Source organism: Bacillus pseudomycoides DSM 12442, assembly GCF_000161455.1.
In the GTDB taxonomy this organism is placed as follows: Bacteria; Bacillota; Bacilli; order Bacillales; family Bacillaceae_G; genus Bacillus_A; species Bacillus_A pseudomycoides.
This window is the reverse complement of the sequence record NZ_CM000745.1, coordinates 1,083,674-1,096,443: the sequence shown is the minus strand read 5'-3', so window position 1 is coordinate 1,096,443 and position 12,770 is coordinate 1,083,674. Positions and strand designations below refer to the sequence as shown.

Below are 12,770 nucleotides of genomic sequence, written 5' to 3'. Positions count from 1 at the left end.
AAAGAAGCAGGGAATTTCCTGCTTCTTTTTAGTATGTTCGTTTTTTATAAATCCCTTTGCCGCCAACTTGCTTCCATCCAGATTGTACTTCCGCACTTTTATTAACAAATTTCATTTTCTCTTTCCCACCAAATAGCTTTTCACCGATGCCATTCGTAATGGCACCAATCAATGCTGTAATTCCGATGACGAGGGCAGCGACAATTGCAAAATCAATAAAAAAAGCAACCATATGAAAATTCCCCCTTTGCCTGTCTGTATCATTATTGTATGAGAAAAAAAGTTAAAAAGAAAGAAAAGTTAGAAAATAATTATTTTACTTAAAAATAGTCTAGACAATAATAATGAGGTTTGATAAAATAAACAAGAACAAACGTTCCTTTTTCATGGCTGTTTTACATAGCGGTAAGTCTTACATTTCACCATTGTTTTATCAGAAAAAGGTAATAAAGCGCTATCGGAAACATGTGGTGAAGTACATTATATGAAAGAGAGTCTATTAAAAAAATAGTTCTAAAGACGTATACGAATGGGATATAGGGCTTATGTCTTCAAGTATTTATGCCAGCTTTACTGGTCCTAAGCAACAGTTAAAGACATATGGTGTTTTCCCTATTAATAAGGAAATTTACTGTGTATTTCTTTCTGAATCTATTGTATAATGATTATAGAAGTTACTTATTTAAAGTAATTGTTGTTTATTAAAAGTTGCTTGCTCATAAGTTGTTGTTTACATCGAAAGCAATTTTTCATTTTGTTGTAAGACAAGTCATAGTGAAGAATTGCTGGGAAATAGAAATTCAAACTGTAATTAGTACAGAATCTGTACTCTTTAAGGAGAGTGAGTCTTGTATGGTAACACTATATAGTTCTCCAAGTTGTACGTCTTGTAGAAAGGCGAAATTATGGCTAGAGGAAAATCATATTCCCTATACAGAACGTAATATTTTCTCAGATCCATTAACGATTGAGGAAATTAAAGAAATTTTACGCATGACAGAAAGCGGAACGGATGAGATTATTTCAACTCGTTCGAAAGTTTTCCAAGAGTTAAACGTTAACTTAGAATCTTTACCACTTCAAGATTTATATAAGATGATTCGTGACTACCCAGGCATTTTACGTCGTCCTATTATGATTGACGAAAAACGTCTTCAAGTAGGTTATAACGAAGATGAAATTCGTCGTTTCTTACCACGTACAGTAAGAACATTTCAGTTACGTGAGGCACAGCGTCTTGTAAATTAACAATAAAAGTTTTGTATATGAAAACCTTCTACTTTACAGTAGAAGGTTTTTGCATACATATATTCATTATTTGTCTCAGTATTTGTAGATAACTCCATTTTGATTTTTCGACATATTAGCTGCGGCTATGAAAACAAAAACAGTTCTCCACTTATTTCCTCTTTTTGTTTTTTACATGGCATGGGGCGAAAAAAGGAACTGACCGCTTCTATGCATGGCCGGATGCTCTCTTCCACCCAAAAAGAATGGTTTAATTTTGGTTTTTTAATTTGGATTTATATAAATCTATATCAAATCAAGAAATACAAGTTTTACTTTACATTCCCTAATTTGATATGCTGAACAATAAACCCGATTGTTAATACTGTGAAAATAAAGAGGAAGGGTATACTTGTTGCAAAGGCCGGGTTATGCTGGAAAAAGTTCGCAAGTCTCGCTTCATGGGTGATCATTCTGCCAGCCGTGTAAGCAAGAACTGCTCCTCCGCAATAAATGAGAAAAGGAAACCGCTCCATAAATAGTAAGATGAGTTTGCTTCCCCAAATAATAATAGGGATAGAAATTAATAATCCGATAATTACGAGTGTAAAATTCCCATGAGCCGCTCCAGCAATCGCAAGGACATTATCAAAACCCATAACGAGATCGGCAAATACAATTGTACGGATTGCTTGAAATAATGTCGTTTTTCCTTGTATAGAAGAAAGATCATTATTATTGTCGGTTAGTAAATTTACGGCAATCAGTGTAAGTAGGATGCCGCCAATAAGTTGTAAGAAGGGAATATCGAGTAAGTATACAGCAAGTATTGTAAGAAGAATTCGCAGCACGATTGCTAGGACCGTACCAATAAAAATAGCTTTATTCCGTTTAGATTCAGGTAAGTTTCGGCTTGCAAGCGCAATTACAATTGCGTTATCACCGCCTAGTACAACATCGATACCGACAATCATTAGTATAGATGTCAAAAAATCTAACTCCATCATTTTGCCTCCATTTATTCTGTTTTAATCAGTAATATAGGTGCAGTTGTATGTATGAAACGAAAAAGCTTGACCAGCTCTATTACAATTGTACGGCGCTAGGTGGAATTGTATGTCCGATTTTTTATTAAGAAGGAATGAGGGAATTTATATCGCAAGTGTATATAATGGAATATATAAGAGGAAGGAAGTATGATGTATTAGCATAGAATAATCTAGGCGAATGACTGTTTTTCTAAAATGAAACGATTTTATTTCCATTCTGGAGAATCTTATCATAAAATGAAAGTACAAGAATCTATTGATTTGTCATATGAGTGGGGAATCCCTTCATAACAATTCCGAATAGGAAGGGAGAGTTGGATTTTGGACATTGAAAGAATTAACGATCATACGATGAAGTTTTTTATTACGTACGTTGATATAGAAGATAGAGGGTTTAATCGAGAAGAGATTTGGTCCAGTCGTGAACGAAGCGAACAATTGTTTTGGGAAATGATGGATGAAGCTCGCGATCATGATGATTTCTTTATTGATGGGCCACTATGGATCCAAGTACAAGCGATGGATAAAGGCATTGAAGTACTTGTAACGAAAGCACAGCTTTCAAAAGATGGACAAAAATTAGAATTACCAATAGGTCTAGATAAAATCATTGATATTCCTCTAGATGAGCGGATTGAATCACTATTTCAACAAGAGTTAGAGGAAGAGATGGAAGCGGGAACAAACTTTAACGAAGATGGAACATTTGGTTTTTTAATTAAATTTGATGATTTTGAAGACGTTATTTCGTTAAGTCATCGTCTTATATTTGAAGATATAAAAGATGAATTGTATTCGTTTGAAGACCGCTATTATGTATATGTTGAATTTGATGAAGTGCTACACGATGAAGAAGAAATTGACCGTATTTTAAGTATTATTTTAGAATATGGGGAAGAGTCTACTTTAACGGTTCACCGTGTAAGTGAGTACGGTAAACAGGTTGTTAAAGAACGCGCACTTGAGACGATTCGCAGTCATTTTTCTCCTAAAACGTAGGCCGATTTCAATATTATGAAATCGGCTTTTTATATGATGGGTATGATAAGAGTAGAAAAGCTATGTAAGTAAGGGGGGTAGGAATGAAAAATACATTAAAGTTACTTTTCTTTTTTCTAGGTTTATTCGCAGTGTTTGTTTCGTTACGAATGGTTATTGATGTAGCATTTTATTCGGATGTTATAGGTATAAAAGATATTTCGTTTTTAGGAATTATAAGTATTGTATTTACTATTTCTGCATTTTTAATTGGCTGTGTTATTTTCTTGGAAAATCGGCATCCATCTAAAACATTGACATGGTTAATTGTACTCGGTATTTTTCCTGTATTTGGTTTCTTTGCGTATTTATTGTTTGGACAAAACTTCCGCAGAAAACGAATGTTTCAAAAGAAGGCTCTTTTGGATGAACAAGCTTTCTTACAGTACAAAGGACATGAAGATTATCAAGAACGCATTTTACAGAATCATAAACATCAAGAACTGCTATTTCATTTAGCAGATCGGCTTGGTGCGTTAAATATTTCATTTCAGACAGAAACAAAAGTGTTAACGAATGGGGATGAAACGTTTCAAGCAATTTTAGCAGGATTGCAAAAAGCGAAGCATCATATCCATATGGAATATTATATTGTACGTGATGACAAGCTTGGTACACAAATTAAAGACATTTTAATTCAGAAGGCGCAGGAAGGTGTTACCGTCCGTTTTTTATATGATGCGGTTGGAAGTTTTAAGCTGTCAAATGCTTATATTGATGAATTAAACGATGCAGGTGTCGAGATGATTCCTTTCTTTCCAGTGCGTTTTCCGATTTTGAACGATAAAATTAATTATCGAAATCATCGGAAAATCGTTGTCATTGATGGAAATGAAGGTTTTGTGGGCGGACTGAATATTGGTGATGAGTATTTAGGGAAAAATAAATATTTTGGATTTTGGCGAGATACGCATTTGTATTTACGAGGTGAGGCCGTTCAAAGCCTGCAGCTCATATTCGTACAAGACTGGTTTTATATGACAGGGGAAGCAGTATTAGCACCTGAATATTTACAGGCGGAAGCAGTGGATGGAGATCATTGGGGCGGTGTCCAACTTGTCGCAGGTGGGCCAGATAATAAATGGGAGACAATTAAGCATCTTTATTTTGCAATGATCGCTTCGGCAAGGAAGTCTATATGGATTGCTACACCTTATTTTATTCCAGATGATGATATTTTATCTGCATTAAAAGTAGCAGCTCTTGCGGGCATTGATGTCCGTTTATTAATGCCGAGTAAACCGGATAAACGAACGGTGTTTTATGCATCAAGGTCTTATTTTCCGGAGTTATTAGATGCAGGGGTAAAGGTATACGAATATGAAAAAGGTTTCCTTCACAGTAAAATTGTCATTGTCGATTCTGATTTAGCATCAATTGGGACAGCGAATATGGATATGAGAAGCTTTCATTTAAACTTTGAGGTGAATGCCTTTTTATATGATACGGATAGTATTCGAAAGCTTGTTAAGGATTTTGAGGAGGATTTACAAGAATCCAGTGAAATTCATGTGGATCATTTTCATAAACGCCGCCTTCATAGGCGAATTGTAGAATCGGCATATCGTTTATTATCACCTTTATTATGAGGAGGATGTTCTTACAAGGACGTCCTCTTTTTGTCTAAAAAGGAATTTGTAATAAATTGTAGAATACAAAGCGGTATAGAAAGGATGTGGTATTATGTTTGTTGCAAGGAGAGAAAATGGAGGGAAAGTTCACCTTCTTGAAAGCTGCAATGAAAAGGAGCTACTTGCAATGCGAAAGAAGGAACGCTTTTTTTGCCCGATTTGCAGGCGAGAGGTGCAGCTCAAGTTAGGGAAGCAAAAGAGATGGCATTTTGCTCATAAAAAATTAAATCAGTGCCTCGTTTCATTTGAGCCTGAATCCGCTTATCATATGCGCGGGAAGGACCAGTTATATAGATGGCTCAAGTCGCAAGGATTTCATGTAAAAATCGAACATTACCTCCCAGAGATTCGCCAAAGACCCGATCTGTTTATTGAAATGAAAGGAAGACGGATTGCAATTGAATATCAATGCGCCTCTTTATCCACTGAGCAGTTATTAAAACGAACGCGTTCCTATTGGGAAATAGGGATACAAATCATTTGGATATTAGGTGGAAATCAACTGAAAAGGCACTCTGCTTATTGGATCTCATTATCCTCGTTTCATTTTCTCTGCATACAATCTTATCCTCAGCCTTCACTTCTCTTTTTTTGTCCAAATAAAAAATCATTTCTGAAATGCGAACTTCTTACCCCGTTTTCTGCAAAGGTTTATTTTTCACAGATCATGTATTTCCCGGTACGTACCGTTACTTTTGAGAAACTCTTTTGCCAAGCACCAATTACGAAAGAACGATTGGAGCGGGAATGGCAGAATAAAAAGACCTACTTTCGAACGAATGTCCTTCCAATATGGAATTATAGTCATAAATTACTTTTACATCTTCTATATCAATATCACCTTTCTCCCTCTTGTTTTCCATCTGAAATTGGTGTTCCTCTTCCATCTGCATTTGCATTTCAAACACATCCTTTTGTATGGCAGGCTCTTCTTTGTATAGACTTTATTGGCAAATTTAAAATTGGAGAATATTTTTCATTACATGCTGTTTTTTACTATGTAAATAAAAAGCGTAGTATTCAGAGGCGCACGTTACCATATTTTTCGCAACATGTATGGCAATTGGCAATCGTAGAGTATGTAACGTTTTTATGTAAAGTAGGAATGATTGAAAAGGTGGATGTGCATAAGTACCGAAAAATAAGGCGATTTATGATGCCGAAAACAGAAGGGGAAATCAAAGAATACGATGCGATTTGTTTGTCGCATGCGCTATCTTTATTCGAAACAAAGTACAACATGGGAAAAGGAAAAGCGGATATAATAAAGGAGTATCCTGAAGGAATTACATAAGCAGAATCGAATTGTACTAGTAGAGATTAAAAGGGGGTTTTTATTGATGTCTAATCAAAAAACAGCAAAAACATTGCCAGACCGCAGTGAGATTGAAGAAATGAACACATGGCGTTTGGAAGATGTTTTCCAAACTGATGAAGAATGGGAAAAAGAATTTCAAGCAGTAAAAGAATTACTACCAAAGTTAACTGAATTTAAGGGGAAACTTGGTGATTCTGCGGATTCATTATTAGCGGCTTTACAATATGAAGATGAAGTCTCAATGAGATTAGGAAAATTATATACATATGCTCATATGCGTTACGATCAAGATACAACAAATTCTGCTTATCAAGCGCTAAATGATCGAGCAACAAACTTATATTCTCAAGCGTCCAGCAGCATGGCGTATATCGTTCCTGAAATTTTAACAATTTCAGAAGAACAATTACAGTCGTTCTTACAAGAAAATAAAGAATTAAGTGTGTATGAACATGCGTTAGAAGAAATTACACGTCAGCGTCCGCATGTACTGTCAGAGGCGGAAGAAGCGTTGTTAGCAGAAGCATCTGAAGTTATGAGTGCATCAAGTAATACATTTGGTATGCTTAATAATGCGGACTTAAAATTCCCATCTATTAAAGATGAAAATGGTGAAGAAGTAGAAGTAACACATGGCCGTTATATTCAATTTTTAGAAAGTGATGATCGTCGTGTTCGTCATGATGCATTCCATGCTGTTTTTGAAACGTATGGGAAATATAAAAATACATTTGCAAGCACACTTAGTGGTGCAGTGAAACGTAATAATTTCAACGCGCGCGTTCGTAAATACGATTCTGCACGCCAAGCTGCGTTAAGCAATAATAACATACCTGAAACAGTATATGACCAACTTGTCGAGACAGTAAATGATAACTTACATTTATTGCACCGTTATATTGATATTCGTAAACGTGCACTAGGTCTTGATGAACTGCATATGTACGATTTATATACACCACTTGTACCAGAAGTGAAAATGAATGTGAAATATGAAGAGGCACAAGAGATTCTGTTGAAATCTTTAAACGTCCTTGGTGATGAGTATGTTGAGATTTTGAAAGAAGCATATGAAAATCGCTGGGTAGATGTATATGAAAACAAAGGAAAACGAAGCGGTGCGTATTCATCTGGTGCATATGGAACAAATCCGTATATTTTAATGAACTGGCATGATAATGTAAATAATTTATTTACACTTGCACATGAGTTTGGTCATTCTGTGCATAGCTACTATACAAGAAAAACACAGCCACATGTATATGGTGACTATTCCATATTCGTTGCGGAAGTTGCATCAACTTGTAACGAAGCAATTTTAAATGATTACTTATTAAAAACGACAGAAGATAAGAAAGAACGTTTATATTTATTAAATCATTATTTAGAAGGATTCCGCGGAACTGTATTCCGTCAAACGATGTTTGCTGAATTTGAACATATCATTCATAAAAAGGTACAAGAAGGCCATGCAGTAACGCCAGATATGTTAACAGAGATTTACTATGATTTAAATAAAAGATACTTTGGCGATGCTTTAGTCATCGATAAAGAAATTGGCTTAGAGTGGTCTCGTATTCCGCACTTCTATTACAACTATTATGTTTATCAATATGCAACAGGATTTAGTGCGGCAACAGCTTTATCAAAGCAAATTTTAGAAGAAGGACAACCAGCAGTAGAACGTTATACTAACGAATTCTTAAAAGCTGGAAGCTCCGACTATCCAATTGAAGTATTGAAAAAAGCAGGAGTAGATATGGCATCACCAGAGCCTGTTAAAGAGGCATTACAAGTATTTGAAGAGAAGTTAAATGAATTAGAAGCGCTATTATTTGAAGGTAAATAATAGTGAAAGAAGGAGGGCGAGAGTGGAATTTCTCGCCTTCTTTCTTTTTAAAAACCTTTGAACCGCTTTCTATGATTGAAATAAGAGAGGCCAATAACAATGACTGCAAACAAAAGTGGCAAAGCAATCATCTTTGGAAATGCTTGTAATAGTGAAAGAATGTACAGAAAAAAAGAAATACAAATGCCAAATAGTAGAAAAAAGATATGTGTTTTTTTCATGAAATCCCTCCTAAAAAGCTTCTTTTCATAGCTTATTCAGTAATGAAAACGTTTAGAATGTGACAAAAGTGTGAAATTCGACAAAAAGGCTTGTCATCTGACGTCGAATCTTGTAATATAATAAGCGTGAACGAATTCACATACAAACATATACCCCTTTGTTTGAACGTGAAAATTTCTCCCATCCCCTTTAATATTTTTATAAGCCGTAAAGAAAAAGACCTGGTGTTTACACCAGGTCTTTTTCTTTTGCAATCCATTTCCAATAACGTTCGCATTTCACTTCAATCATTCGTACTTTTCTTTTCAATGACAATTTTTTTAGTTCTCGTTCTATTTCTTGCTCTGAGCAGTTATAAATAAATGCAATTTCTTTTGATGACATAAATTGGACCATTTCTAATAAGAATTCCAGTGGTGGTAAAGGTGCTGGCTCAATGTCACATTTTACAATTTCTTTTAAGAGTTGTACGTACACATCATACGAATAAATTCCTGCAATTTTAATGCCCTCTTCATCTGAATTTGCATGAAAGAATACGAGAGAAGGGATTTCGGTAATGTGCATTTCGTTTGTGAACTTTAAATCGCACTGAAATGCTTTTTTTGCACTAATCGAATGCAAATCTTTTTTAAATTCCTCTACATCAATGCCGCTTTGCTGTGCGCATGCAAGTAGTGATTGCAAATCTGGTTTTGATATATTTTCAAGAAAAATGTATTCTTGAAGTTTCCGTAAAAATTTCGAACCTGCTTTTCGACCTTGCAACTCAGCTGCTTTAATTGCCATAGAAACTAAATACGGTGTAGATGAGGCGTCCTGCATATGTACTTTTCCATCGCATGAAAAGCCGTGCAAACTTGTTGTCTTTTCCCACACAAATCGAATATTAGCAGGTTTATTCCATTTGTGTGGGGAGGCGATTGCCCCTTCCACTTTGCCGGTTAATATGTGCCGAATCGAAAAATATTTTCCGTATTCGAGCCATAATTTAATGATGACTGGTTCGATTTCCCAGCAATCTTTGCAAAGTGGATCAATAAACAAATAGGCTTCCACAGATTTATGTTCGCATTTGGAAAGAGAAGGAATGCGCATATGCTTTGCTTCCTGTTTATCCATTACGCTTCACCTGTTTCGTTTGGAGTGTTGACCATATGCTGCGCAGTTAATGCTAAACGTTCAAAAACAAATTCTCGAATCTGCCCTTGTACTCCTGTATCTTCCATTGCTTGCTCCATACATGCTAACCAGGCTTTCGCGCGCTTTGGTGTAATCTCAAAAGGGAGATGGCGTGCTCTTAGCATAGGGTGACCATGTTCCTCTGTATACAAATTCGGCCCACCTAAATACTGCGTTAGAAATTGCTTCTGCTTCCTGGCTGTTTCTGTCAAATCGTCTGGGAAGATGGGAGATAAGTCAGGGTGTTTACTGACATAGGAATAAAACGTATCGACTAATGCTGCAATGCCTTGTTCACCGCCAATTGCTTCAAATGGTGTCATCGGTTGCTTGTTCATCCTGTATAAACTCCTTTTTCCATCAAATGTATATCTATTGTAGCAATGGATTGTCACGAAGAGCAACTAAACAGCTCTTGTGTAATCCTTTGCCCATTTTTTCCTTAAGATAAAGCTAAATATAAGTGCAACATTGGTAAAGGTGAACCATTAGTAGGAAAAGCACCTACTGATGGAAGTTCCATTTTACCCAGCTACTCACAATCAGTAACCTTCCTTTTCATAGAAGAAAAAACAAAGAGGGAAGGACTGACCGTAAGAGCCCGATTGGTGAGGGCTTTCCATCAGTGAGAAAAAACTTCTACTAATGGAAGTTTCACTTTAGCGTGCTTTGTTTTGTTTGGCAAGAAAAAAGCGTTGCACTTTATTTTTTGTATGGCGAACAGGTATATGGTATTTGTTCAATAAATTGAGGAAATCAGCTTTGCCCGCTGCTTCATCTTGTACTTCATATTCAAGTTCATAATCATCGTGATTGTAATAGAAACTATGATCAAATACAAGTGTGCCGCCCTTAAATGTAGTTTCTGCTCGTTCTGTTGTTAAGCTTCCCATATAAGCTAAAGTAGAAACAGGGATTTGCAGGGCATGTAGTTGATCTGCTACAGGGCCTGGAATGAGCCCGTTTGTTTCCATCATTAGTTGTGCTTCTCGTGCTGTTAAAGGTTGATGAGTTTCCAGTAACCCAATTTCAGCTGGTTGTTTTAAAGTTAATGTATAAGCTCCGTCTTTATGACGAATACGAAGAGCAGAGCCTGCTGCTTTTAAAGAAAAATGAGGTGTTTCAAAGTAATGATTCACTTGTTTTGTAAATGATTCGATAGAAAACACATCGCATAATGCTTGAAATTCTTCTTCTGTGACCATATTTTTAAATTCAATTTCAATTTCTTGTGTCATTGTATAAGCTCCTTCTTAAGAGTAATTCTTTAGACATTATCGCTTTTTCGCAAATTTGGTTCAATGTTTTATTTGTTTGCGTCTATGTTATGATACAATAATAGTGTGAAGTAAGACAGGAAGTTGATATGGAGGAGTTAGAGCATGCAAAATAAAATCCAAGTTAAGAGCGTAGAAGAAAGAGAGAATGCTCTTATTTTTTGTGCGGAAAATATTGAAATACAAGTGGAGGAGTTAAAGGCGCGTAATCACGTACTTGTAGACTCAGATCATTTATCATTTTTATATATTTTAGAAAACGAATCAGCATTCATTTATGTAAGTATTCCGCATACATGTTGGGAAGCAATGCACAGTGCAATGAAGAATGATAAAGCAATGTTTGTTCGTGTAAATAATACTGAAATTGAATTAGCACAATTGAAAGAAGAAGTGGAATATTTAATTGAAAATATTGAAGGTAATGCAAATTACGGAGAAGAACTTGTAACGACTGTAGAAAAGGTATTTCTATAAGCAAATGGATTGACTTTGGTGGTGGTTGAAATGAATCGTAATTGGGAAGAATTTTTAGCGCCGTACCACCAAGCGGTGGCAGAGCTAAAAGTGAAATTAAAAGGAATGCGTTCTCAGTTTACAATGTTAACAGAACACTCTCCGATCGAGTTTGTAACAGGTCGGGTAAAGTCGGTTGCAAGTATTATTGATAAGGCGGAAAAGAGAAATGTACCGCTTGACCGACTCGGAGAAGAAATGCAGGACATCGCTGGTCTTCGGATGATGTGTCAATTTGTTGATGAGATTAAGCCTGTTGTCGAATATCTTCGAAAACGAAATGACTTTGAAATTGTGGAAGAACGAGATTATGTGACGCAAAAGAAAGAAAGTGGTTATCGTTCATATCACGTTGTAATTAGTTATCCTGTTCAAACGATTTGTGGAGAGAAAAAAGTATTAGTTGAAATTCAAATTCGAACATTAGCAATGAATTTTTGGGCAACAATTGAGCATTCTTTAAATTACAAATATAGTGGGCGTTTTCCAGAAGATATTAAAGTGCGCCTTCAGCGTGCGGCAGAAGCAGCATTTTTATTAGATGAAGAAATGTCTTCGATTCGTCTTGAAATTCAAGAAGCACAAAAGGTTTTTTCGCGCAAACAAGAAGCGAAAGAATCCGAATCATAAACTAAAGGGTGTTGGGCGATGAAATTTGCAATTATGTCAAAGGGAGATCAATCATCAAACGCACTTGCAAGTACAATGACAGGTTACTTGCAAGATTTTGGGTTTACAATGGATGAGGCGGAACCCGATATTGTAATTTCTGTTGGGGGGGATGGGACGCTCTTATACGCGTTTCATCGTTACTATAATCGATTAGATGAGACAGCTTTTGTTGGTGTACATACGGGACATTTAGGGTTCTATGCAGATTGGTTGCCAACAGAAGTAGAAAAACTTGTGATTGCAATTGCGAAAACACCGTTTCAAGTGGTGGAATATCCGCTTTTAGAAGTCATTATTCGCTATGTGAATGGAAGTAAGGAATCACAGTATTTAGCAATGAATGAAGCGACAGTAAAAAGCGCAGAAGGAACATTAGTAACAGAGGTGGAAATTCGCGGAGAATATTTTGAAACGTTCCGCGGGGACGGTCTTTGTATTTCTACTCCTTCTGGAAGTACAGCCTATAATAAAGCGCTAGGCGGAGCAATCATTCATCCTTCGATTGAAGCGATACAAATTGCGGAAATGGCTTCGATTAATAACCGTGTGTTCCGTACAGTCGGTTCACCGCTTGTTTTACCGAAGCACCATACATGTGTTTTAAAGCCATCGGCAGGAATGAATTTACAAATTACGGTCGATCATTTAACGATGGTTCATCAAGACGTAAAGTCAATTCAATACCGCGTTGCAAACGAGAAGGTGAGATTCGTTCGTTTTCGCCCATTCCCATTTTGGAAACGTGTTCGCGATTCGTTCGTTGCGGGTGAATAGAGAGGATTTATGTAT

Annotated in this window: 14 protein-coding genes; 8 read left to right on the top strand and 6 right to left on the bottom strand. The window is 36.2% G+C overall.

All coding sequences use genetic code 11. The features are described from left to right. Positions 1-28: 28 nt before the first annotated feature. Positions 29-232: a hypothetical protein gene (locus BPMYX0001_RS05405; RefSeq protein WP_006093962.1), complete on the bottom strand. Its 204-nt coding sequence runs from the start codon at positions 230-232 to the stop codon at positions 29-31. Between the two features lie 620 nt (positions 233-852). Between BPMYX0001_RS05405 and spx the strand changes: the two genes are divergently transcribed. Then, positions 853-1,248 carry a transcriptional regulator Spx gene (gene spx / locus BPMYX0001_RS05400; RefSeq protein WP_000258267.1) on the top strand — a complete coding sequence of 132 codons (396 nt, stop codon included), beginning with the start codon at positions 853-855 and terminating at the stop codon, positions 1,246-1,248. A gap of 311 nt (positions 1,249-1,559) precedes the next feature. On the opposite strand, the gene BPMYX0001_RS05395 is transcribed toward spx, so the two are convergent. Beyond that, entirely contained in the window at positions 1,560-2,231 is a 672-nt protein-coding gene (locus tag BPMYX0001_RS05395) for a TerC family protein (protein ID WP_018764011.1), read from the bottom strand. A gap of 366 nt (positions 2,232-2,597) precedes the next feature. Between BPMYX0001_RS05395 and mecA the strand changes: the two genes are divergently transcribed. The 4 genes from mecA to pepF all read left to right on the top strand — a co-directional run bounded on the left by mecA (position 2,598) and on the right by pepF (position 8,112). Further along, positions 2,598-3,275 (top strand): adaptor protein MecA, encoded by a 678-nt coding sequence (mecA, locus tag BPMYX0001_RS05390; RefSeq protein ID WP_003195931.1) that lies wholly within the window; start codon positions 2,598-2,600, stop codon positions 3,273-3,275. Positions 3,276-3,358: 83 nt separating this feature from the next. Next, positions 3,359-4,903 carry a cardiolipin synthase gene (gene cls, locus BPMYX0001_RS05385; RefSeq protein ID WP_006093957.1) on the top strand — a complete coding sequence of 515 codons (1,545 nt, stop codon included), beginning with the start codon at positions 3,359-3,361 and terminating at the stop codon, positions 4,901-4,903. 94 nt (positions 4,904-4,997) lie between these two features. Continuing rightward, entirely contained in the window at positions 4,998-6,239 is a 1,242-nt protein-coding gene (locus tag BPMYX0001_RS05380; RefSeq protein WP_006093956.1) for a competence protein CoiA, read from the top strand. Between the two features lie 46 nt (positions 6,240-6,285). Further along, positions 6,286-8,112 (top strand): oligoendopeptidase F, encoded by a 1,827-nt coding sequence (pepF, locus tag BPMYX0001_RS05375; RefSeq protein ID WP_006093955.1) that lies wholly within the window; start codon positions 6,286-6,288, stop codon positions 8,110-8,112. Between the two features lie 47 nt (positions 8,113-8,159). Here the strand turns inward: pepF and BPMYX0001_RS32965 are convergent, their stop codons facing one another. The 4 genes from BPMYX0001_RS32965 to BPMYX0001_RS05360 all read right to left on the bottom strand — a co-directional run bounded on the left by BPMYX0001_RS32965 (position 8,160) and on the right by BPMYX0001_RS05360 (position 10,754). Beyond that, a complete protein-coding gene (locus tag BPMYX0001_RS32965; RefSeq protein ID WP_006093954.1) occupies positions 8,160-8,333 on the bottom strand; it encodes a hypothetical protein in 174 nt (57 codons plus the stop codon). A gap of 229 nt (positions 8,334-8,562) precedes the next feature. Beyond that, positions 8,563-9,456, bottom strand: a complete 894-nt coding sequence (locus BPMYX0001_RS05370) for a ClpXP adapter SpxH family protein (RefSeq protein ID WP_006093953.1) — start codon at positions 9,454-9,456, stop codon at positions 8,563-8,565. After that, positions 9,456-9,854 (bottom strand): globin domain-containing protein, encoded by a 399-nt coding sequence (locus tag BPMYX0001_RS05365; protein WP_003195936.1) that lies wholly within the window; start codon positions 9,852-9,854, stop codon positions 9,456-9,458. The genes BPMYX0001_RS05370 and BPMYX0001_RS05365 overlap by 1 nt, the downstream gene beginning before the upstream one ends. 321 nt (positions 9,855-10,175) lie before the next feature. Next, a complete protein-coding gene (locus tag BPMYX0001_RS05360; protein WP_006093952.1) occupies positions 10,176-10,754 on the bottom strand; it encodes a CYTH domain-containing protein in 579 nt (192 codons plus the stop codon). Between the two features lie 144 nt (positions 10,755-10,898). Here BPMYX0001_RS05360 and BPMYX0001_RS05355 point away from each other — a divergent pair, with 144 nt between their 5' ends. Genes BPMYX0001_RS05355 through BPMYX0001_RS05345 form a run of 3 tightly spaced genes read left to right on the top strand, consistent with a single transcriptional unit; the run spans position 10,899 to position 12,755 of the window. After that, the gene (locus BPMYX0001_RS05355; RefSeq protein ID WP_006093951.1) at positions 10,899-11,270 is read left to right on the top strand and encodes a UPF0738 family protein; all 372 of its coding nucleotides are present in this window, start codon (positions 10,899-10,901) and stop codon (positions 11,268-11,270) included. A gap of 30 nt (positions 11,271-11,300) precedes the next feature. Beyond that, positions 11,301-11,939: a GTP diphosphokinase gene (yjbM, locus tag BPMYX0001_RS05350; protein WP_016113795.1), complete on the top strand. Its 639-nt coding sequence runs from the start codon at positions 11,301-11,303 to the stop codon at positions 11,937-11,939. 18 nt (positions 11,940-11,957) lie between these two features. Further along, a complete protein-coding gene (locus BPMYX0001_RS05345) occupies positions 11,958-12,755 on the top strand; it encodes an NAD kinase (RefSeq protein WP_003195940.1) in 798 nt (265 codons plus the stop codon). Positions 12,756-12,770: the final 15 nt, after the last annotated feature.